The organism is Curtobacterium sp. MCBA15_004 (assembly GCF_001865055.2).
In the GTDB taxonomy this organism is placed as follows: domain Bacteria; phylum Actinomycetota; class Actinomycetes; order Actinomycetales; family Microbacteriaceae; genus Curtobacterium.
Map to the genome: position 1 here is coordinate 123,923 of NZ_CP126266.1, position 20,685 is coordinate 144,607.

Annotated in this window: 20 protein-coding genes; 18 read left to right on the top strand and 2 right to left on the bottom strand. The window is 71.7% G+C overall.

All coding sequences use genetic code 11. The features are described from left to right. Positions 1–131 precede the first annotated feature (131 nt). Positions 132–1,430 carry a M23 family metallopeptidase gene (locus QOL16_RS00630; protein ID WP_083394908.1) on the top strand — a complete coding sequence of 433 codons (1,299 nt, stop codon included), beginning with the start codon at positions 132–134 and terminating at the stop codon, positions 1,428–1,430. Between the two features lie 32 nt (positions 1,431–1,462). Next, a complete protein-coding gene (locus tag QOL16_RS00635; RefSeq protein ID WP_071282676.1) occupies positions 1,463–2,965 on the top strand; it encodes an NlpC/P60 family protein in 1,503 nt (500 codons plus the stop codon). Between the two features lie 102 nt (positions 2,966–3,067). Here the strand turns inward: QOL16_RS00635 and QOL16_RS00640 are convergent, their stop codons facing one another. Beyond that, positions 3,068–3,559 carry an inorganic diphosphatase gene (locus QOL16_RS00640; RefSeq protein WP_071282678.1) on the bottom strand — a complete coding sequence of 164 codons (492 nt, stop codon included), beginning with the start codon at positions 3,557–3,559 and terminating at the stop codon, positions 3,068–3,070. Positions 3,560–3,623: 64 nt separating this feature from the next. Here QOL16_RS00640 and tilS point away from each other — a divergent pair, with 64 nt between their 5' ends. From tilS to QOL16_RS00715, 15 genes are all read left to right on the top strand, one after another. Then, complete coding sequence (gene tilS, locus QOL16_RS00645) at positions 3,624–4,646, top strand: tRNA lysidine(34) synthetase TilS (RefSeq protein ID WP_065961715.1); 1,023 nt, start codon at positions 3,624–3,626, stop codon at positions 4,644–4,646. Positions 4,647–4,662: 16 nt separating this feature from the next. Then, the gene (gene hpt / locus QOL16_RS00650) at positions 4,663–5,214 is read left to right on the top strand and encodes a hypoxanthine phosphoribosyltransferase (protein WP_065961717.1); all 552 of its coding nucleotides are present in this window, start codon (positions 4,663–4,665) and stop codon (positions 5,212–5,214) included. 161 nt (positions 5,215–5,375) lie between these two features. Beyond that, positions 5,376–7,364 (top strand): ATP-dependent zinc metalloprotease FtsH, encoded by a 1,989-nt coding sequence (gene ftsH / locus QOL16_RS00655; protein WP_071282680.1) that lies wholly within the window; start codon positions 5,376–5,378, stop codon positions 7,362–7,364. 6 nt (positions 7,365–7,370) lie between these two features. Next, the gene (gene folP / locus QOL16_RS00660) at positions 7,371–8,369 is read left to right on the top strand and encodes a dihydropteroate synthase (RefSeq protein ID WP_254780167.1); all 999 of its coding nucleotides are present in this window, start codon (positions 7,371–7,373) and stop codon (positions 8,367–8,369) included. Then, positions 8,366–8,755: a dihydroneopterin aldolase gene (gene folB, locus QOL16_RS00665; protein ID WP_071282682.1), complete on the top strand. Its 390-nt coding sequence runs from the start codon at positions 8,366–8,368 to the stop codon at positions 8,753–8,755. Before folP ends, folB begins: the two co-directional genes overlap by 4 nt. Next, positions 8,752–9,450 (top strand): 2-amino-4-hydroxy-6-hydroxymethyldihydropteridine diphosphokinase, encoded by a 699-nt coding sequence (gene folK, locus QOL16_RS00670; protein ID WP_305411194.1) that lies wholly within the window; start codon positions 8,752–8,754, stop codon positions 9,448–9,450. Before folB ends, folK begins: the two co-directional genes overlap by 4 nt. Continuing rightward, positions 9,447–9,935, top strand: coding sequence for a DUF3180 domain-containing protein (locus QOL16_RS00675; protein ID WP_065961722.1), 489 nt, complete (start codon positions 9,447–9,449; stop codon positions 9,933–9,935). The genes folK and QOL16_RS00675 overlap by 4 nt, the downstream gene beginning before the upstream one ends. 22 nt (positions 9,936–9,957) lie before the next feature. Next, positions 9,958–10,479, top strand: coding sequence for a PH domain-containing protein (locus QOL16_RS00680; RefSeq protein WP_071282684.1), 522 nt, complete (start codon positions 9,958–9,960; stop codon positions 10,477–10,479). Between the two features lie 9 nt (positions 10,480–10,488). After that, complete coding sequence (locus QOL16_RS00685; protein WP_071282687.1) at positions 10,489–12,381, top strand: PH domain-containing protein; 1,893 nt, start codon at positions 10,489–10,491, stop codon at positions 12,379–12,381. Then, positions 12,378–13,070 (top strand): Rossmann-like and DUF2520 domain-containing protein, encoded by a 693-nt coding sequence (locus QOL16_RS00690; RefSeq protein WP_253181619.1) that lies wholly within the window; start codon positions 12,378–12,380, stop codon positions 13,068–13,070. Before QOL16_RS00685 ends, QOL16_RS00690 begins: the two co-directional genes overlap by 4 nt. An 88-nt stretch (positions 13,071–13,158) precedes the next feature. Then, positions 13,159–14,679 carry a lysine--tRNA ligase gene (lysS, locus tag QOL16_RS00695; protein WP_071282690.1) on the top strand — a complete coding sequence of 507 codons (1,521 nt, stop codon included), beginning with the start codon at positions 13,159–13,161 and terminating at the stop codon, positions 14,677–14,679. Positions 14,680–14,815: 136 nt separating this feature from the next. Then, entirely contained in the window at positions 14,816–15,019 is a 204-nt protein-coding gene (locus QOL16_RS00700) for a hypothetical protein (RefSeq protein WP_065961734.1), read from the top strand. Positions 15,020–15,083: 64 nt separating this feature from the next. Further along, complete coding sequence (locus QOL16_RS00705) at positions 15,084–15,215, top strand: hypothetical protein (RefSeq protein WP_290439176.1); 132 nt, start codon at positions 15,084–15,086, stop codon at positions 15,213–15,215. A gap of 74 nt (positions 15,216–15,289) precedes the next feature. Further along, on the top strand, positions 15,290–15,421 hold the full coding sequence (locus QOL16_RS00710; RefSeq protein WP_290439177.1) for a hypothetical protein: 132 nt from the start codon (positions 15,290–15,292) through the stop codon (positions 15,419–15,421). Between the two features lie 347 nt (positions 15,422–15,768). Continuing rightward, entirely contained in the window at positions 15,769–16,839 is a 1,071-nt protein-coding gene (locus tag QOL16_RS00715; protein ID WP_065961736.1) for a sigma-70 family RNA polymerase sigma factor, read from the top strand. A 211-nt stretch (positions 16,840–17,050) separates the two neighbouring features. On the opposite strand, the gene QOL16_RS00720 is transcribed toward QOL16_RS00715, so the two are convergent. Beyond that, entirely contained in the window at positions 17,051–17,983 is a 933-nt protein-coding gene (locus QOL16_RS00720) for an NAD(+)/NADH kinase (protein WP_065961741.1), read from the bottom strand. Positions 17,984–18,138: 155 nt separating this feature from the next. Here QOL16_RS00720 and QOL16_RS00725 point away from each other — a divergent pair, with 155 nt between their 5' ends. Continuing rightward, entirely contained in the window at positions 18,139–20,658 is a 2,520-nt protein-coding gene (locus QOL16_RS00725; RefSeq protein ID WP_071282693.1) for an ATP-dependent Clp protease ATP-binding subunit, read from the top strand. The last annotated feature ends 27 nt before the right edge of the window (positions 20,659–20,685 follow it).

The window sequence follows — 20,685 nt, forward strand, 5'->3', positions numbered from 1 at the left end:
CATTCGAGCGTGCGCTGGGCCCCGACCCCTCACTCGGGGGTGTCCCGAGTGTTCGGCGTGTTGTTACTGTTGCACCTGTTGTCAGTGTTACTCGCGTGAGCCTCGCCACGCTGTTACGAGATCGAGACACTTTGCCCCACACCCTCCGGTTCGCCCTCCACCGCCGTCGCACCCTCGCCGCGGCGGTCGCCGTCGCCCTCGCGGGCGGGACCCTCGCGGCCCTCGCGCCGGTGACGAGCGCCTCGGCGGAGAGCTACCCGAGCTGGTCCGACGTGCAGCAGGCCAAGGCCTCGCAGGCCGCGCAGCAGGCGAAGGTGACCGAGATCAAGGGCCTGATCGCCGACCTCGGCACGAAGGCGTCCGCGGCCCAGCAGCAGGCCGACGCAGCGGGTGCGGCCTACCAGACGGCACAGACGAAGTACGACGAGGCGACCCTCGCCCAGCAGACGCTGCAGGCGCAGGCGGACGAAGCCGAGAAGACGGCGAAGCGCTCCGAGGCCCAGGCCGGCGCCCTCGCTGCGCAGCTCGGCCGCGCGAGCTCGCAGGACGTGACGACCGACATCCTCACCCACCCGTCGGGCTCGGGCGACCTGCTCTACGAGCTCGGCGCGATGTCGAAGCTCACCGAGCAGGCGGACGGCATCTACGCCGACGCCTCGCAGGACCGCGGGGTCGCCCAGGGCCTCGCGGACAAGGCGCAGTCGGCGAAGCAGGCGCTCGGCGCGCTCGCCCAGCAGGCGCAGTCGTCGATGCAGGCCGCGCAGCGCGCAGCCGACGAAGCGCAGTCCGCCGTCCAGGCACAGAACGACAACGAGGCCCGCCTCCAGGCGCAGCTCGTGCTGCTCACCACGAACGAGCAGGGCGTCGAGGCCGACTACGAGAAGGGCGTCGCCGCCGAGAAGGCCCGCCAGGCAGCGGCCGCCGCGGCCGCGGCGAAGGCGGCGCAGGAGGCAGCGCAGGCCGCCGGGAACCAGGGCGGCGGCAACGGGAGCGGCGGCAGCGGTGGCGGTGCCCCGAGCAGCTCCGGGTGGGTCCGCCCCGCCGGCGGGTACCAGACGAGCCCGTTCGGCATGCGTGTCGACCCGTACACGCACCGTGAGGCACTCCACGCGGGTGTCGACCTGGCTCCCGCGTGCTCCGCGCCGATCTACGCAGCCCACGCGGGTCGGGTGACCTTCGCGGCGAACGGCGGCGGCTACGGCAACGAGGTGATCCTCGACAACGGCGGCGGTATCTCGACCGCGTACGGCCACATCGTCAACGGGGGCATCCTCGTGTCGGTCGGCCAGCAGGTCCAGGCCGGGCAGCAGATCGCGATGGTCGGGTCCACCGGCTGGTCGACGGGCTGCCACCTCCACTTCGAGACCCGGGTGAACGGCTCCGCCGTCGACCCGGTCCCCTTCATGGCAGCGCGGGGGATCTCGGTGTGAACGAGCGCGCCGTCGAGAGACACCGAGGAACCATGAAGCCCTCCACCCGGAAGCTGTCCGGCTGCACCGCGATGGTCGCCGTCCTCGGCGTCGGCCTGTCCGTCATGCTCGCCGGACCCGCACAGGCAGCCCCGTCCGCCCCCACGTGGGACGAGGTACGTCAGGCGAAGTCCGACGCCGCCGACGTGCAGCAGACCGTCGACGAGCTCTCGACGCGCATGCAGACGCTGCAGGACGCCGCCGACTCCGCCCAGGTGGCCGAGCTCGAGGCGGGCCAGGACTACGCGATGGCCGCGTCGTTGCAGCAGGAGGCGAAGAGCACGCTCGACGACCTCACGGCGCAGGCGAAGCGGGCACAGCAGCGCGCCGACGAGTCCGCGGCGCAGGTCGCCGGCCTCGTGGTCGAGCTGTCCCGCACGGGCGGCGGCGACCTGTCGACCTCGATGCTCGTCGACGCGTCGGACTCGAAGGACCTGCTCTACCGGGTCGGCACCATGTCGCACCTGTCCTCCCGTTCCGCGACGGTCCTCGCCACGGCCCAGGCCGACCAGAACACGGTCGACTCCCTCGCCGCACAGCAGTCCGCCGCGACCAAGGCCCTCGCCGAGGCCACCGCGAAGTCCGAGCGTGCCCTCGAGCAGGCGAACGACGTCACCGCCGCTGCCCGCGACCGCGTCGACCGCGAGCAGGCGAAGCAGGCCGAGGTGCTCGAGCAGCTGGCGTTCCTCAAGGACACGAGCGTCGCGACCGAGACCGCCTACTGGAACGACCAGCAGGCCAAGCGTGCCGAGCAGCAGCTCGCCGCCCAGTCGAGCCGCGGCGGCAGCACGCCGGCAGCCTCCTCCGGCGGCAACAAGGCATCCGGCAACAAGGCATCCGGCAACCAGGCATCCGGCAACCAGGCATCCGGCAACCAGGCACCCGCCAACCAGAACAGCTCCGGCGGCAACCAGGGCGGCACCGCACCGAGCACGGGTGGCGGCTCGAACCAGACGCCCGCGCAGTCGAAGCCCTCCACGAGCACCCCGTCGCAGCCCGCAGCCAACCCGGCTCCGGCTCCGGCACCGGCTCCCGCGCCCGCCCCGAAGCCGGCTCCCGCACCGGCACCAGCACCGGCCCCGGCTCCCGTCCAGAGCAGCCCGTCGAAGGCCGCCGGCGCCATCGCCTTCGCGCGCGCGCAGATCGGGGACGCGTACGTCATGGGCGGCGCCGGGCCGAACACGTGGGACTGCTCCGGCCTGGTGATGATGGCCTACAACTCGCAGGGCATCGCGACCGGCGGGCACAACGTCGTCTGGCAGTACAACTACTTCCAGTCGATCGGCCGACTCGTCCCGATGTCGCAGCGGCAGCCCGGCGACATCCTGTTCTACTCGAAGACCGGCACGGCCAGCGGGGCGTACCACGACGCGATCTACACCGGCGGCGGTCGCATGGTCGAGGCGGCCAACCCGCAGCGCGGCGTGCTCGAGCGCGCGGTCTGGACGCCGGGCGAACTCCTGCCGTACGTCGCCCGCCCGAGCGGCTCGCTCTAGCCGAGCGAGCGGGGCGACGCGCTACGAGGGCGCAGCGCCCACGAGAACGGCGCCCGCCCTCCCCTCGGGGAGCGCGGGCGCCGTCGTGCGTGGTGCTGGCGGTCAGTGACCGGCGGGCACGAACGCTGCCTGGCCGGCCTGCACGATGGCCTCGGCCTCGGCGGCGTCACCCCAGCCCTCGGCCTTGACCCACTTGTTCGGCTCGAGGTCCTTGTAGCGCTCGAAGAAGTGCGCGATCTCGGCCTTCGTCTGGTCGTCGACGTCCGAGATGTCCTGGACGTGGGCCCAGCGCGGGTCCTTCGCCGGGACGACGAGCACCTTCGCGTCGTTGCCGGCCTCGTCGCTCATCTTGAAGACGCCGACCGGGCGGACCTTGACGCCCACGCCCGGGAAGGTCGGGTACTCGAGCAGGAGCAGTGCGTCCACCGGGTCACCGTCGTCGGCCAGGGTCTTCTCGAAGAAGCCGTAGTCGGTCGGGTAGACGAACGACGTGAACAGCACGCGGTCGAGGTAGACGCGACCGGTCTCGTGGTCGACCTCGTACTTGTTGCGGCTGCCCTTGGGGATCTCGACGACGACGTCGTACGCGGCCATGTCTGCACTCCTGGTTTGTCGATCGGGCTGTCGGTGGTTCCGAAAGCGCGGCTAACGTTACCGGGTGAACGCTCCGCGCCCCCGGCTCGACCCCGCCGTCGCCGAGACCCGTCGCGCCGTGCGCGGCCTGCTCGCGCAGGCCCTGGCCGACGCTGTCCTCCGACCGGGGGACCTGGTCACCGTCGCGCTGAGCGGCGGCGCGGACTCGCTCGCGCTCGCCGCGGCGACCGCGTTCGAGGCGCCGAAGCAGGACCTGCGGGCCGGCGCGGTGGTCGTCGACCACGCGCTCCAGGCGGGCAGCGAGGCGGTGGCGGGCCGCGCCTCCCGGCAGGCGTCCGCGCTGGGACTCGACCCGGTGACCGTCCGTCGGGTCGCGGTCGGCTCCGACGGCGGTCCGGAGGCGGCCGCACGGGAGGCGCGTCACGCGGCCGTCGCAGAGGTCGCCGCCGCCACCGGGTCACCCCTGGTGCTGTTCGGGCACACACTGGACGACCAGGCCGAGACGGTCCTGCTCGGGCTGCTGCGGGGCAGCGGCCCGGACGCGCTGTCCGGCATGACGCCGCTGACGCGGCGGTCGTCGGGACCCGCCTACGGCCGGCCGCTGCTCGGCGTCCGCCGGCACACCACCCGACAGGCGTGCGTCGCCGCCGGGACCGCCCCGTGGGACGACCCGCAGAACGACGACCCGGCGTTCGCCCGCGTCCGGGTGCGCACCGCACTGCTGCCCGTGCTCGAGCGCGAGCTCGGTGCGGGGGTGCCCGAGGCGCTCGCCCGGACCGCCGAGCAGCTGCGGGAGGACGCCGAGGCGCTCGACCACTTCGCCGAGGAGCTGGCCGAGGACCTCGCCGAGCACTCGGAGGCCGGCATCTCGCTGTCGGTCGCGGGACTGCTGGCGAACCCGGCGGCACTCCGGCAGCGGCTCGTCCGACTCGCGGTCGAGGGGGAGTTCGGCGTGACGCTGTCGCGCACCCAGACGCTCGAGGTGTGCCGGCTCGTCACCGACTGGCACGGTCAGGGGCCGATCGACCTGCCGGGCGTGACGGCCTCGCGGGACGGCGACCGGCTGGCGTTCAGCGCCGCGTCGTGACGGTTACCCTGGACCGGTGGAACTCTCCGACGTCCAGGCAGACCTGTCCGAAGTGCTCTTCACGCCCGAGCAGATCGACGAGAAGCTCGCCGACCTCGCCGCGGCGGTCGACCGCGACTACGCGGGCAGGGACCCGCTGCTCGTCGGTGTCCTGAAGGGTGCCGTCATGGTGATGGCCGATTTCTCGCGACACCTCAAGATGCAGGCGCGCATGGACTGGATGGCGGTGTCGTCCTACGGCTCCGGCACGAAGTCGTCGGGCGTGGTGCGGATCCTCAAGGACCTCGACACCGACCTGCACGGGCGCGACGTCATCATCGTCGAGGACATCATCGACTCCGGGCTGACGCTGTCGTGGCTCAAGCAGAACCTCGAGTCCCGCGGTGCCGCGAGCGTCGAGATCGTCGCCCTGCTCCGCAAGCCCGAGGCCGCCAAGGTCGAGGTCGACGTCAAGTACGCCGGCTTCGAGATCCCGGACGCCTTCGTGGTCGGCTACGGCCTGGACTTCGACGAGCGCTACCGCAACCTGCGCGGCATCGGCGTCCTGGCGCCGCACGTCTACTCCTGACGGAGTTCCCGGGACGACCGGCTGGGGGGCTCCCGGTCGTCTCCGGGCGCGGGTGGAGTTCGCCCGCAGAGGACACCCATTCTCGCCACAGAGTCCCAGCCGTATGCTGACCCCACGCAACTCCGGCAGAGAAAGGTGTCGGGCCATCGCGCCCGGATCACATGAACTTCAAGCGCATCTTCCGCGGCCCGTACCTCTACGTGCTGATCGCGCTGGCGGGCATCTTCATCGGCTGGAGCGTGATCAGCCAGTCGGGCACGCAGCAGATCGACACCCAGAAGGGCCTCGAACAGCTCGCCGACGGCAAGGTCTCGTCGGTCGTGGTGAACTCGACCGAGCAGCGCGTCGACCTCACCCTCAAGGACGGCAACGCGAAGGAGCAGTTCTACTACTCCACGCCGCGCGGTGAAGAGGTCGTGCAGGCCGTCAACGACGCCAACCTGCCGAAGGGCTACAACGACACCGTCCAGCAGGGGAACTGGTTCCTCTCGCTGCTCAGCATCGTCCTGCCGTTCCTCATCATCGGTGGCCTGTTCTGGTTCCTGATGTCGAGCGCCCAGGGCGGCGGCTCGAAGGTCATGCAGTTCGGCAAGTCGCGCGCGAAGATGAACAACAAGGAGAACCCGCAGGTCTCCTTCGCCGACGTCGCCGGCTCGGACGAGGCGATCGAGGAGCTCCACGAGATCAAGGAGTTCCTGCAGGAGCCCGCGAAGTTCCAGGCCGTCGGCGCCAAGATCCCGAAGGGCGTGCTGCTGTACGGCCCTCCCGGCACCGGCAAGACCCTGCTCGCCCGCGCCGTCGCCGGTGAGGCCGGCGTGCCGTTCTACTCGATCTCCGGTTCGGACTTCGTCGAGATGTTCGTGGGTGTCGGTGCGAGCCGTGTCCGCGACCTCTTCGAGCAGGCCAAGCAGAACGCCCCCGCGATCGTCTTCATCGACGAGATCGACGCCGTGGGTCGTCACCGCGGCGCCGGCATCGGTGGCGGCAACGACGAGCGCGAGCAGACGCTGAACCAGCTCCTCGTCGAGATGGACGGCTTCGACGGCAAGACGAACGTCATCCTCATCGCCGCGACGAACCGTCCCGACGTGCTCGACCCCGCGCTCCTGCGTCCGGGCCGCTTCGACCGCCAGATCGGCGTCGACGCCCCGGGCCTGCAGGGCCGCAAGCAGATCCTCGAGGTGCACGCGAAGGGCAAGCCGCTCGCCGCGAGCGTCGACCTCGAACTGCTGGCCCGCAAGACGCCGGGCTTCACCGGCGCGGACCTGGCGAACGTCCTCAACGAGGCCGCACTGCTCACCGCCCGCTCGAACGCACAGCTCATCGACAACCGCGCGCTGGACGAGGCCGTCGACCGCGTGATGGCGGGTCCGCAGCGTCGGACCCGGATCATGTCCGACCAGGAGAAGCTCATCACCGCGTACCACGAGGGCGGCCACGCCCTGGCGGCAGCGGCGATGCGGCACACCGACCCGGTCACGAAGATCACGATCCTGCCGCGCGGACGTGCCCTCGGCTACACGATGGTGCTCCCGCTCGAGGACAAGTACTCGGTCACGCGCAACGAACTGCTCGACCAGCTCACCTACGCGATGGGTGGCCGCGTTGCCGAGGAGATCGTCTTCCACGACCCGACCACGGGTGCGTCGAACGACATCGAGAAGGCCACGTCGACCGCACGCAAGATGGTCACCGAGTACGGCATGAGCCGTGCGGTCGGGTCCGTCAAGCTCGGGTCGGGCTCGAGCGAGCCGTTCGTCGGCCGTGACATGAGCGGCGGCACCGGCCGCGACTACTCGGAGAACATCGCCGAGACGGTCGACGCCGAGACCCGCGCCCTGCTCGAGTCCGCGCACGACGAGGCCTACCAGGTCCTCAACGCGAACCGCGACATCCTCGACCGGCTGGCCGGCGAGCTCCTCGAGAAGGAGACGCTGGACGCCCCGGAGCTCGTCGAGATCTTCAAGGACGTCCGCAAGCTGCCCGAGCGCCCGCAGTGGCTCTCGAGCGACAAGCGGCCGGTCTCGAACCTGCCGGCGATCGAGTTCCCGGGCAAGGCCGCGTCGACCGCAGCGGAGCAGGGCGACCCCGAGTCGTCGTCGAAGCCCCGTCGTCGTCCGTTCGGCAACCCCGGTATCGCCCCCGCCTAGGCCGGCATGACCGACCTCCCGACGAGGCGCGAACGCCGGCTCGCCGAGGCCGACCGTGCCCGGGCCGCCGAGACCGAGGCCCGCACCGCCGCAGCGGAACCGCCGACGGTCGCGATCGACCTCCGTGCACCAGCACCGGTGCCGGAAATCGTGACCGGCCGCCGGCGTGACCGCTCGCCCGACCAGGGTGCGTCGCCCGAGCGGACCCGCGTGATGGGCATCCTCAACGTCACGCCCGACTCGTTCAGCGACGGCGGCCTGCACCAGGCCCACGACGCCGCGGTCGCGCACGCCCGGGCGCTCGTCGCGGCCGGCGCCGACCTGGTCGACGTCGGTGGCGAGTCCACCCGGCCGGGCGCCGACCGCGTGCCGCTCGCGGTCGAGCAGGAGCGCGTGCTGCCCGTGGTCCGGAGCCTCGTCGCCGAGGGCATCCCGGTGAGCGTCGACACCATGAACGCCGAGACCGCCGAGCGCGCGGTCGAGGCCGGTGCCGTGATCGTCAACGACGTGTCCGGTGGCCTGGCCGACCCGGACATGGCCCGCGTGGTCCGGGACACCGGGGCCGGCTTCGTCGTCATGCACTGGCGCGGGCACAGCGACCGGATGTACCGGAACGCCGAGTACACGCACGCCGTCGACGAGGTCCGCCGTGAGGTCGAGATGCGGGTCGCCGAGCTCATCGTGCTCGGGGTCCGCCAGGAACAGGTCGTCATCGACCCGGGCCTGGGCTTCGCGAAGCAGGGTGCCCAGAACTGGGAGATCCTGGCCGGGTACGAGCGCTTCGCCTCGCTCGGTCTGCCGGTGCTCGTCGCCGCCTCACGCAAGCGGTTCCTGGACGGGGTCGGCAGCGCAGCCGGCGCCCCGCCCGCCGACCGCGACCTCGCCACCGCCGCGATCAGCCTCCTCGCCGCCGAGCGCGGCGCGTGGGGCGTCCGCGTGCACGACCCGGCACCGACGCGTGCCGTGCTCGACGTCTGGGATGCCTGGAGGGCAGCGCGCACATGAACGACACCATCCGACTGACCGGGGTCCGTGCCCGGGGCCACCACGGCGTGTTCGACCACGAGCGCGAGGACGGCCAGGACTTCGTCGTCGACGTCGCGGTCGAGCTCGACGCCCGGACCGCCTCCGGCAGTGACGACCTGGCCGACACCGTGCACTACGGCGTGCTGGCCGAGCAGGTCGTCGCCGAGATCGAGCGGGACCCGGTGGATCTCATCGAGACCGTCGCCGAGCGCATCGCCGCGGCCGTCCTGACCCACCGTGCGGCCCGTGCGACCGAGGTGACCGTGCACAAGCCGCAGGCCCCGATCACGGTGCCGTTCTCCGACGTCTCGATCACGATCCGTCGCACCCGCGGTGCCTCCGCGGTGCACGAGGAGGAAGAGTGAGCCGGGCGGTCGTCGCCCTCGGTGCGAACCTCGGCGACCGGGGGAGCACCCTGCGCGCCGCGGCCCACGCGATCGCCGCGCTCCCCGGCGTGCGCCCGGTGGCGTCGAGCCGCGAGGTCGAGTCGGTCGCCCTGACCCTGGACGGGCTCGACGAGACGAAGCCGCGCTACCGCAACGGTGTCGTCGTCGTGGACACCGACCTGGCGCCGCAGGAGCTGCTCGAAGCGCTGCACGGCATCGAGGACGCCCACGGCCGCACCCGCGAGGTGCGGTGGGGCGACCGGACGCTCGACCTCGACGTCGTGGCGATCGACGACCTGCGGCTCGACACCGCGACCCTGACGGTGCCGCACCCGCGCGCGGGGGAGCGGGCGTTCGTGCTCGCGCCGTGGCTCGATGCCGACCCGGACGCCGTGCTGCCGGGTGCCGGACCGGTGGCCGACCTGCTGGCCGCGCTGGGCGACGACACCGAGCGCGTCGAGGAGCCGCGCCTGTTCGACGGGGCGACCCGCGCCTCCCGACCGGATCCGGAGCCCACCCGGGTGACCGAGCCGACACCGGCGACCGGAACGGTCCCGGGGCCGACCCGGACGCCGACCCCGACGACCGGGCCGACCTCGACGAGCGGCCCGACCCCGACGACCGGGCCGACCTCGACGAGCGGCCCGACCCCGACGACCGGGCCGACCCCGTGAAGCCGACCCGCGCCTCCACCCTGGTCAGCGTCGCGTTCGTCGCCGCGGTGGCGGGCTTCGCCCTCGACGCCGTCCTGGCGTCCCGCCAGGCGCCGACGCTGTTCCTCTCCACGCCGCTCGGGGCGACCCTGGCCCTGATCGGCGTCGCGATCGTCGCGATGGCCCGTCCGGTGCGTCGGCACGCGCGGGACGGCGCGACCCGGCAGCGCCCGGTCGACCCGCTCTACGCGACCCGCGTGGTGGTGCTCGCGAAGGCCTCGAGCATCGCGGGAGCGCTGTTCGGCGGGTTCGGTGGGGGCCTGCTCGTGTACCTCCTGACCCGATCCGCCCTGCCGCCGCTAGGCTCGGTCCTGCCGAACGCCGTGGCGCTCGGGGGCGGTGCCGTGCTCGTGGTGTGCGCGATCGTCGCCGAGCGCATGTGCATCGCCCCGCCGCCCGGCGACGACGATGACGACCTGCCGAGGGGTGGCACGTCGGCGACCTGACCGACGACCGCAGGAGGCCGCGATGCCGCTGGAACGACTCGACGAGCCGGGCCTCGGCCTGACCGGGACCACGTGGACGCGGGTGTCGCCGAAGCTCGTCTGGACGGAGCTCGTGACGACCGTCGTGGTCGGCCTCGTCATCACCGCCGGGTGCGTGCTCTTCGCCGTGCTGAACGACGGGACGGGCAGCACCGCGGGCCTCGTCTGGGTCCTCGTGTCCGTCGTGGTGGCCGTCTCCGCGATCGTCACGGCCGTGCTCACCCCGCGTCGGGTGCGGGCGATCGGCTACGCCCTGCGTGACGACGACCTCGTGCTGCGCCGCGGGCTGATGTGGCAGCGGTTCACCGCGGTGCCGTACGGCCGCATGCAGCTCGTCGACGTGAACCGCGGGCCGCTCGACCGGGTCCTCGGGCTCAGCGAGCTGAAGTTCGTGACCGCCGCCGCCTCGACCAACGTGCGCATCCCCGGGATCGTCGCGGCGGACGCCGACGTGCTGCGCGACCGGCTCGTCGAGCTCGCCGAGTCCCGCCGCGCCGGGCTCTAGGGGGACCGCGTGACGTTCCGCCCCGGACCACCGCCGCCCGCCCCGCCCACGAAGGGCGACGCCGCCGCAGCCGCTCCGCTCACCGACGGCGAGTGGCACCGTCTGCACCCGCTCACGCCGCTGCTCAAGGGCGGCATCGTGCTCATCGTGGTGCTCGGGTACGTGCTCAACAACCTGCGGGACCAGCTCGTCGAGTTCTTCATCCCCGGCACCGGCCCGCAGGACAGCGGCGACCCGGTGCGCTACGTGTGGGAGCACGGCGTGGTCGGCTGGGTGGTGCTCGGCGTGGTCGTGCTGCTCGTCGTGCTCACCGGGCTGTTCTGGCTGTCCTGGCGGATGCACGAGTTCCGCGTGACCGGCGAGATCGTCGAGGTGCGCTCGGGCGTGCTCTTCCGGACCAACCGCCGGGCGCGGCTCGACCGGATCCAGGGCATCAACATCTCGCGGCCCCTCGTCGCCAGGGTGCTCGGGACCGCGAAGCTCGAGATCGCGCAGGCCGGCAACGACGCGAACGTGCAGCTCGCGTACCTCGGGGCGCGTGCCGCCGACGACCTGCGGCAGCGCATCCTCGTGCTCGCGTCCGGCGCGAAGGACGACGACCCCCGTGCCGTGCGCCGGTCCGACGGTGTGCTGCAGGACCGCGTCGACGAGCTGTTCTCGCCCGAGCTCGACCCCGCCGCGGTGCACGCGACCCGGATCGTCAAGGTGCACCCGGGGCGGCTCATCGCCTCCATGCTGCTGTCCGGGACGACGGTGTTCATCCTGCTGGCCATCGCCGCGATGGTGGTCAGCGTGGCGCTCACCGGCGAGTCCGGGATCCTGTTCGGCCTGTTCCCGGCCGTGATCGGTGCCGGCGGCTACTACGTCCGCAAGTTCTCGCGCTCGCTGCAGTACACGATCGCCGACACCCGCGACGGCATCCGGATCGGCTTCGGACTCGTGTCCACCTCGAACGAGACGCTCCCGCCCGGGCGCATCCACGCGGTGAGCGTCGCGCAGCCGCTGCTGTGGCGTCCGTTCGGCTGGTGGGACGTCCGGATCAACCGTGCGACGAACGCCGGCAACGGGGCCTCGAGCAACCAGCAGGTGTCGTCGATCGTGCTGCCCGTCGGCCGGGCCGCCGACGTCCGCGAGGTCCTCGACATCATCCTGCCGGGCCTGGTCGGTTCGGCCGTCGCCGGCCCGGACGCCTCCCGCGAGGAGCTCCGCGAGGGGTCGTCCGAGGCGGTCGACGTGGTCGACGACAGCCTCACCACGACGGGTGACCGCGGCGGCTTCGTGCACTCGCCGGGTCGGGGTGCGTGGCTCCGCCCGCTGTCGTTCCGCCGTAACGGGTACCGCTTCGTGCAGGGGGCCGTGCTGCTGCGCCTCGGCGCGGTCTGGCGGTCGCTCGTCATCGTCCCGCTGCCCCGCGTGCAGAGCGTGCGGGTCGAGCAGGGCCCGGTCGAGCGCTGGCTGCGGGTGGCCTCGGTGCACGTGCACACCGTGTCCGGTCCCGTCTCGGCGCGCATCGGGGCGCTCGACGCGCAGGACGCGCAGCGCCTGTGGTCGGGGACCGCCCGGCGGGCGGTCGAGGCGGCCGCCGCGGACACGTCCCACCGGTGGCGCGAACGGGAGGCCCGGGACGCCGCCGCCACGCAGGCCGCGGTGCCGCAGCCGGTCGGGTCCACGGCGCCGTGGGCGCCGGCAGGTCCGCTCGGTGACGGGACCGGCGGACCGGCGCAGGCGGGTCCGTCCGGTGACGCGACCGGCAGACCGACGCAGGCCGACCCGCTCGGTGACGCGACCCGCGGACCGGCGCAGGCCGACGCGGGGACGCGAGCCGCGCCTCCAGGCCGGTGGCCCGACGTCCCCCCGACCGCCCCGTGGTCCGACGTCCCGCCGCCCGGAGCTGCACGGTGAGGGCGGGACGACTCGGCGTCGGCATCGTCGGCGCCGGACGGGTCGGACCCGTGCTCGGCGCCGCGCTGGCCAACGCGGAGCACGCCGTGGTCGGGGTGACCGCCGTGTCCGAGGCCGGCCGCGACCGAGCCGGCGCGATGCTGCCAGGAGCCCCCGTGCTGACGACGCCGGAGCTCGTCGAGCGGAGTGAACTCGTGCTGCTCGCGGTGCCCGACGACCAGCTCGCCGAACTCGTGCGGGGTCTGGCGGAGGCGGGCATCTGGCAGCCCGGACAGCTCGTCGTGCACACGAGCCCGGACCACGGCGTCGAGGTCCTCGCGCCCGCACGCGCGGCCGGGGCCATCCCGCTCGCGATCCACCCCGCGATGGCGTTCACCGGCACCAGCGTCGACCTGACACGCCTGCGCGACGCCTACTGCGCCGTGACCGCGCCGTCGCCGGTGCTGCCGATCGCGCAGGCGCTCGTCGTCGAGATGGGCGCGGAGCCGTTCGTGGTCGCCGAGGAGGACCGCCCCGCGTACGCCGACGCCGTGCGGGCCGCGGTGTCGTTCTCGACCGCGATCGTCGACCAGTCGGCGGGGACCCTCGCCGGCATCGGGGTCGAGCGGCCGGGGCGGGTGCTCGGTGCGCTCGTGCGCTCGGCGGTCGACAACGCGCTCGCGGCGGCGGACGGGCAGGCTGCGCTGTAGTCGGCGCGGCCACGGGACGTCGTCGGGCGGGCCGTCCCGGCCGGTACCATCGGTGCATCCCCCACGACCCCATCGGAGCCGCACCAGCATGACCGACGAGACCGCACCCGCCACGGAGCCCTCCGCCGCCGAAATCGAGGCCGCCGAGACCAGCGAGCAGCGACAGGTCCGGCTCGACAAGCGGGCGAAGCTCCTCGAGGCCGGGATCGACGCCTACCCCGCCGAGCTCCCGATCACGACGACGATCCCCGCCGTCCGCGCGCAGTACGAGCACCTCGGGACCGGCGAGGAGACCCAGGACGTCGTCGGCATCGCCGGCCGCATCGTGTTCTCGCGCAACACGGGCAAGCTCTGCTTCGCCTCGCTGCAGTCCGGCGACGGCTCCCGCATCCAGGCGATGGTGTCGTTGGCCGAGGTGGGCGACGAGTCGCTCGCCCGCTGGAAGGAGTTCGTCGACCTCGGCGACCACGTCTTCGTGCACGGCCGCGTGATCTCCTCGCGCCGCGGCGAGCTGTCGATCATGGTCGACGACTGGGCGATCGCGGCGAAGGCGATCCTGCCGCTGCCGAACCTGCACAACGAGCTCAACGAGGAGACCCGGGTCCGCCAGCGGTACCTCGACCTCATCGTCCGCGACCAGGCCCGCGCCACCGTCCGTGCCCGCGCCGCCGTGATGGCCTCGCTGCGCAGCACCTTCACCGGGCACGAGTACCTCGAGGTCGAGACCCCGATGCTGCAGACCCAGCACGGCGGCGCCTCGGCCCGTCCCTTCGTGACGCACTCGAACGCGTTCGACACCGAGCTGTACCTCCGCATCGCGCCCGAGCTCTTCCTCAAGCGCGCGGTCGTCGGCGGCATCGACCGCGTGTTCGAGATCAACCGCAACTTCCGGAACGAGGGCGCCGACTCGTCGCACTCGCCCGAGTTCGCGATGGTCGAGGCCTACCAGGCGTACGGCGACTACGAGCAGATGGCCGACCTGACGCAGGAGCTCGTGCAGAACGCCACGCGCGCCGTGACCGGTGGCTCGCTCGTGGTCACGCTGCCGGACGGCACCGACTACGACCTCGGCGGCGAGTGGGCACGCATGGACATGTACGAGTCGCTGTCCGAGGCGTCCGGCCACGAGATCACGCCGGAGACCCCGCTGTCCGAGCTGCAGGCGCTCGCCGACGCCGAGGGCGTCGAGGTCGCGCACGCGACGCACGGCAAGTACGTCGAGGAGCTCTGGGAGCACTTCAACTCGGACGAGCTGCACGCCCCGACGTTCGTGATGAACTTCCCGGTGGACACCTCGCCGCTCACGCGCCAGCACCGCACCCGCCCCGGTGTGGTCGAGAAGTGGGACCTGTACGTGCGCGGCTTCGAGCTCGCGACGGCGTACTCGGAGCTCGTCGACCCGGTCGTGCAGCGTGAGCGCTTCGTCGAGCAGGCGAAGCTCGCCGCGGGCGGCGACCCCGAGGCGATGCGGGTCGACGAGGAGTTCCTGCGGGCCCTCGAGCACGCCATGCCGCCGTCGGGCGGCATGGGCATGGGCGTCGACCGCCTGCTCATGGCGATCACCGGGCTCGGCATCCGTGAGACGATCCTGTTCCCGCTGGTCAAGTGACCACCCCGGGAGGCGCGGTGCGGGTCCGACCCGCACCGCGCCTCCCGTCCGTCCCCCGTCGTGACCGGCGGCCTGGAGGCACGGTGTGCGTCCGTCTCGCACCGTGCGTCCCGACGGAGCGAGGTACGATGCTCCGGTGCCTGATGGAGTCGTGACCGGGATCGTCTTCGCCGTGACGCCGACGGTCGTCGTCGGCCTGATCTTCTGGTTCGTGATGCGCGCGATCATGCGCGCCGACCGGACCGAGCGCTCGGCGTACGCGAAGGTCGAGGCCGAGGAGCGTGCGCGGTTCGAGCGCGAGCACGGCCGACCCGCCCCCGCGCCGACCTCCGCGGAGTAGCCACCGCCGCAGGTCGCGGCTCCCGCGTCACCGTCCGTTCACCCCGGGCTGGTGGACTCGCCCCGTGCACGCGCGACCGATCGACCCCGATCCGGCGGAGACCGACCCCGAGGACGCCTTCGGGCACCCCGCGCTGCCCGACCCCGTCCGGGACGCGGTGTGGACGGACGGCGACGAGGACGACCAGGACGTCTGAGCGCCCGGCGACGGTCACCCGCCGTTCACCGTTCCGTCGTCGTGTCGTCGCGCGACCGAGCGAGGGTGGTGCGCATGTCCATCACGAACCTCTTCACCGGCCGCAGCCTCGTCGGTGACATCGAGAGCGAGTACGACGAGTTCGACCGCGACGCCGACCTCGAGACCTCCAAGCGCCGGGAGGGCTGGCTCGAACCGTCCTGGTGACACCCACCTCGTCACCCGCAACGGGGTACGCCGACCGGATCGCGACGATCCGGATCGACGTACCCCGTTCTCGTGTCCAGGGAGCGCGGTCGACCGGGGTACACCCTCGGCGGGGGACTCGAAACACCCGTGAAACACCGGAAACTCGGCGCAATCCCCTTGTGTGCGGGTGTCGGGACGGGCCATGCTGGCGACCGGGACGTACCCCACGGGGGACGTCCGGAGGGGTGAAGCACGAAGTCACCTGGGAATCGATCCCGCGGGTTTGTGGGGTACGCATCGTGACCGCTTTACTCATGAACACCCCCCTCACGAGGCCATCACCGTCGAACACAGGGAGCGTCACCATGACGATCACCACAGCAGCACCGAAGACGACGACCAGCGCCACCACCGCGCGCCGCACCAAGAAGCCCGCCTCCCTCAAGACCGTCGACCCGACGGTCGAGACCACCACGCTCGACACCGAGGTCGAAGCCGACGAGCAGCTCGCGGGTGTCCGTGGCGCCTCGGTCGACCAGGTCGGTGACTACCTCCGCCACATCGGCCGGCTGTCCCTCCTCACCGCCGAGGAAGAAGCCGACATCGCCCGCCGCATCGAGGTCGGTCTCTTCGCCGAGGAGAAGCTGAACACCGAGGCCGGGCTCGACAAGACCCTGCAGCGTGAACTCCGCTGGCTCGTCCGCGACGGTGAGCGCGCCAAGGAGCGCATGATCACGTCGAACCTCCGCCTGGTCGTGAGCATCGCGAAGCGCTACTCGCAGCGTGGCCTGCCGTTCATGGACGTCATCCAGGAGGGCAACCTCGGGCTCGTCCGCGCGGTCGAGAAGTTCGACTTCACGCAGGGCTACAAGTTCTCCACCTACGCGACCTGGTGGATCCGCCAGGCCATCTCGCGTGGGCTCGCCGACAAGGCACGCACGATCCGCATCCCGGTGCACACTGTCGAGCTGATCAACAAGATCTCGCGCACCGAGCGCGACCTGACCGTCGACCTCGGCCGTGCGCCGATGCCCGACGAGGTCGCCGCGGAGCTCAGCATGAGCGTCGACGAGCTGACCGACCTCAAGGGCCGTTCGCACGAGCCCGTGTCCATCCACACCGTCGTCGGTGACTCCGACGACAGCGAGCTGGGTGACTTCATCGAGGACGAGGACGCCGCCAGCCCGAACGAGCTGACCGAGACGACGCTGCTCCACCGCGACATCCGCTCCATCGTCGCCGAGCTGCCGAGCGACGAGGCCAACGTCATCCGCATGCGCTACGGCCTCGACGACGACAAGCCGATGACGCTCGACGAGATCTCGAAGATCGTGCACACCACGCGCCAGGCGGTCAGCCGCGTCGAGTCGCGTGCGAAGCTGCGCCTGTTCGCGAAGGCCGTGAGCCAGGACATGCAGCTGTACCTGACCGACTGAGGTCAGCAGGCTTCGGCCGACGTGTGAGCGTCGGCACGGGGAACCGGGCCGTTCCGTGGGAAGGCGGTCCGGTGGGGTGATGGGACGGCCCGTCCAGGCACTGCCTGGGCGGGCCACTCGTCTGTCCGGGGCCGGGTCCGGGTCCCCCCTGCGCGGGTGGTGGTCCGTGCCGGTCGGTCGTCTCGTCGGCCCGGTCGGCGGACCGCTCCGGTCAGTCCTCGACGTCGCGGTTCAGGCGCTGCCGCAGGTCGTGCGGGATGAGCTCGATGAGCTGGTCCGGACGGACCGGCAGGTCGAGCAGGCTGAGCTTCACGCGTCCGGTGCGCCCGTGCCGCTCGGCGTCGAGTCGCACCACGCTCCCGGCGTCCTTGCGCAGCCGGACGTCGATCTGCGCCCCGGTCGCGACCTCGCCGACGACGAGCCCGTCGACCTCGAGCGCGGCGCTCCGGGTGCCCTCGGCGATGTCGAGCCGGTAGCGCTCCCGCGCCGCGAGCACCACCGAGCGGTCGATGCCGGCCATCGGGGCGACCGGCGTCACGACGGAGCCCGACAGCGCGGGGGAGAGCACCGGTCCGCCCGCGGCGTAGTTGTACGCGGTGGAGCCCGCCGGCGTCGAGGCGACGATGGCGTCCGCGCGGTAGTAGCCGTAGCCGAGTCCGCCGACGCTGAGGTCCGCCGAGACCTGACCCGCGCCGGGACGCCGCACGACGGTCAGGTCGTTGAACGCGAGGTAGTCGGTGCGGGCCCCGCTCCAGGACAGTCGGGCCTCGAGCGCGTGGTGCGGTTCGAGCTGGTAGTCGCCGGCGGACAGTCGGTCGAGGGCGGCCTCGAGGTCCGGCGGCTCGATCTCCACGAGGAACCCGACGTTGCCGTAGTTCACGCCGAGCACCGGCACCGGGCGCTTCGCCACGAGCCGCATGGCGCCGAGCATCGTGCCGTCGCCGCCGAGTGCCACGACCAGGTCGACCCGCTCGGTGAAGTCGTCGTCGTCGAGCACCTCGACCTCGCCGCCGATGCGCTGCGCGTCCGCACGTCGGGCGATCAGCCGACCCTGCCCGGACCCCTTCCAGCGCTGCAGTGTCCGGACGGACTCCTGCACGTTCTTGGTCGGGTGGACCACGAGGCCGACGACGGGCTGCTCCATGCCCCGAGCGTACCCAGCGGCCGCCGGGAGGACCGGTCTGCGCACGGTGCGAAGCGAGGTCACGCCCACGGCGAACAGGGGCAGCCCTCCGGGGGTGCGCTGGTTAGTCTCGACGTACGTCACCGGGCCTCCACCGGTCCGGCAAGGGAGAGCACATGTTCGAGAGATTCACCGACCGAGCCCGTCGTGTTGTCGTCCTCGCTCAAGAAGAAGCGAAGATGCTCAACCACAACTACATCGGCACCGAGCACATCCTCCTCGGCCTCATCCACGAGGGCGAGGGCGTCGCCGCCAAGGCGCTGGAGTCGCTCGGCATCTCGCTCGATGCCGTCCGCGAGCAGGTCCAGGACATCATCGGGCAGGGGCAGCAGCAGCCGACCGGGCACATCCCGTTCACGCCGCGCGCCAAGAAGGTGCTCGAGCTGTCCCTGCGCGAGGCGCTGCAGCTCGGTCACAACTACATCGGGACCGAGCACATCCTGCTCGGCCTCATCCGCGAGGGCGAGGGCGTCGCCGCACAGGTGCTCGTCAAGCTCGGTGCGGACCTCAACCGCGTCCGCCAGCAGGTCATCCAGCTCCTGTCCGGGTACCAGGGCAAGGAAGCGGTCGCCGTCGGTGGCGAGACGCAGCAGAACGCCCAGCAGGGTTCGCAGGTCCTCGACCAGTTCGGTCGGAACCTCACCCAGGCCGCGCGTGACGGCAAGCTCGACCCGGTCATCGGGCGCGAGAAGGAGATGGAGCGGGTCATGCAGATCCTCTCCCGCCGTTCCAAGAACAACCCCGTCCTGATCGGTGAGCCCGGCGTCGGCAAGACCGCGGTCGTCGAGGGCCTCGCCCAGGCGATCGTCAAGGGCGACGTCCCGGAGACGCTCAAGGACAAGCAGCTCTACTCGCTCGACCTCGGTTCGCTCATCGCCGGTTCCCGCTACCGCGGTGACTTCGAGGAGCGCCTGAAGAAGGTCACGAAGGAGATCCGCACCCGCGGCGACATCATCGTCTTCATCGACGAGATCCACACCCTCGTGGGTGCCGGTGCCGCCGAGGGCGCGATCGACGCGGCCTCGATCCTCAAGCCGCTGCTCGCCCGCGGTGAGCTGCAGACCGTCGGCGCCACCACGCTCGACGAGTACCGCAAGCACTTCGAGAAGGACGCCGCACTCGAGCGCCGCTTCCAGCCGGTGCAGGTCAACGAGCCGTCGCTGCCGCACGCGATCAACATCCTCAAGGGCCTCCGCGACAAGTACGAGGCGTTCCACAAGGTGTCCATCACCGACGGCGCGATCGTCGCCGCGGCGAACCTGGCCGACCGCTACGTGCAGGACCGCTTCCTGCCGGACAAGGCCATCGACCTGATCGACGAGGCCGGCGCACGCCTCCGCCTGTCGATCCTGTCGGCGCCACCGGAGCTCCGCGAGTTCGACGAGAAGATCTCGACGGTCCGCGGGTCCAAGGAAGCCGCGATCGAGGAGCAGGACTTCGAGAAGGCCGCGAGCCTGCGCGACGAGGAGAAGAAGCTCCTCGGCGAGCGTCTCCGCCTCGAGAAGCAGTGGCGTGCGGGTGACGTCGCCGCGTCCGGCACCGTCGACGAGGGCATCATCGCCGAGGTCCTGGCGCAGGCCACGGGCATCCCGGTCTTCAAGCTCACGGAAGAGGAGACCTCGCGTCTCGTCTTCATGGAGAAGGCCCTGCACGAGCGCGTCATCGGTCAAGAAGAAGCCATCTCGGCGCTCTCCAAGACCATCCGCCGCACCCGCGCCGGCCTGAAGGACCCGAACCGTCCCTCCGGCTCGTTCATCTTCGCCGGCCCCACGGGCGTCGGGAAGACCGAGCTCGCCAAGGCCCTGGCCGAGTTCCTGTTCGACGACGAGGGCGCACTGATCTCCCTCGACATGTCGGAGTTCGGCGAGAAGCACACGGTCTCGCGCCTGTTCGGTGCCCCTCCCGGGTTCGTCGGGTTCGAGGAGGGCGGCCAGCTCACCGAGAAGGTGCGCCGCAAGCCGTTCTCCGTGGTCCTGTTCGACGAGATCGAGAAGGCCCACCCGGACATCTTCAACTCGCTGCTGCAGGTCCTCGAAGAGGGTCGTCTGACCGATGGCCAGGGCCGCGTGGTCGACTTCAAGAACACCGTCATCATCATGACCACGAACCTCGGTTCGCAGGGCATCGCCGGTGGCCCGGTGGGCTTCCAGGTCGAGGGCGACTCGGCCGTCGGCTACGACCGCATGCGCTCGAAGGTGAACGAGGAGCTCAAGAAGCACTTCAAGCCCGAGTTCCTGAACCGCGTCGACGACACGATCGTGTTCCCGCAGCTGTCGCAGCCCGAGCTGCTGCAGATCGTGGACCTGTTCGTGAAGCGTCTGGCCGACCGTCTGCTCGACCGCGACATGACCGTCGAGCTCACGCTCCCGGCCAAGGAGCAGCTCATCAAGGTCGGGTTCGACCCGGCACTCGGTGCACGCCCGCTGCGTCGCGCGATGCAGCACGAGGTCGAGGACCAGCTGTCCGAGCACATCCTGCAGGGTGAGCTCACGGCCGGCGACCACGTGAAGGTCGACTTCGCCGACGGCGCGTTCCAGTTCGAGACCGGGCGTCAGCCGGGTCGTGAGGAGGTCCTCGCCGGGGCCCCGTCGCTCGAGAAGGCACCCGAGACCCCGCAGGGCGAGATCGAGTCCTAGGCCCCTCCGGCCCAGGCCGACCCCCGG

Excerpts from the sequence above, each read along its gene's own strand:
- QOL16_RS00725 (WP_071282693.1), top strand. The coding sequence starts at position 18,139 with ATGTTCGAGAGATTCACCGACCGAGCCCGTCGTGTTGTCGTCCTCGCT.
- ftsH (WP_071282680.1), top strand. The coding sequence starts at position 5,376 with ATGAACTTCAAGCGCATCTTCCGCGGCCCGTACCTCTACGTGCTGATC.
- QOL16_RS00640 (WP_071282678.1), bottom strand. The coding sequence starts at position 3,559 with ATGGCCGCGTACGACGTCGTCGTCGAGATCCCCAAGGGCAGCCGCAAC.
- folP (WP_254780167.1), top strand. The coding sequence starts at position 7,371 with ATGACCGACCTCCCGACGAGGCGCGAACGCCGGCTCGCCGAGGCCGAC.
- lysS (WP_071282690.1), top strand. The coding sequence starts at position 13,159 with ATGACCGACGAGACCGCACCCGCCACGGAGCCCTCCGCCGCCGAAATC.
- QOL16_RS00680 (WP_071282684.1), top strand. The coding sequence starts at position 9,958 with ATGCCGCTGGAACGACTCGACGAGCCGGGCCTCGGCCTGACCGGGACC.
- QOL16_RS00720 (WP_065961741.1), bottom strand. The coding sequence starts at position 17,983 with ATGGAGCAGCCCGTCGTCGGCCTCGTGGTCCACCCGACCAAGAACGTG.
- QOL16_RS00715 (WP_065961736.1), top strand. The coding sequence starts at position 15,769 with ATGACGATCACCACAGCAGCACCGAAGACGACGACCAGCGCCACCACC.
- folB (WP_071282682.1), top strand. The coding sequence starts at position 8,366 with ATGAACGACACCATCCGACTGACCGGGGTCCGTGCCCGGGGCCACCAC.
- QOL16_RS00710 (WP_290439177.1), top strand. The coding sequence starts at position 15,290 with ATGTCCATCACGAACCTCTTCACCGGCCGCAGCCTCGTCGGTGACATC.
- QOL16_RS00635 (WP_071282676.1), top strand. The coding sequence starts at position 1,463 with ATGAAGCCCTCCACCCGGAAGCTGTCCGGCTGCACCGCGATGGTCGCC.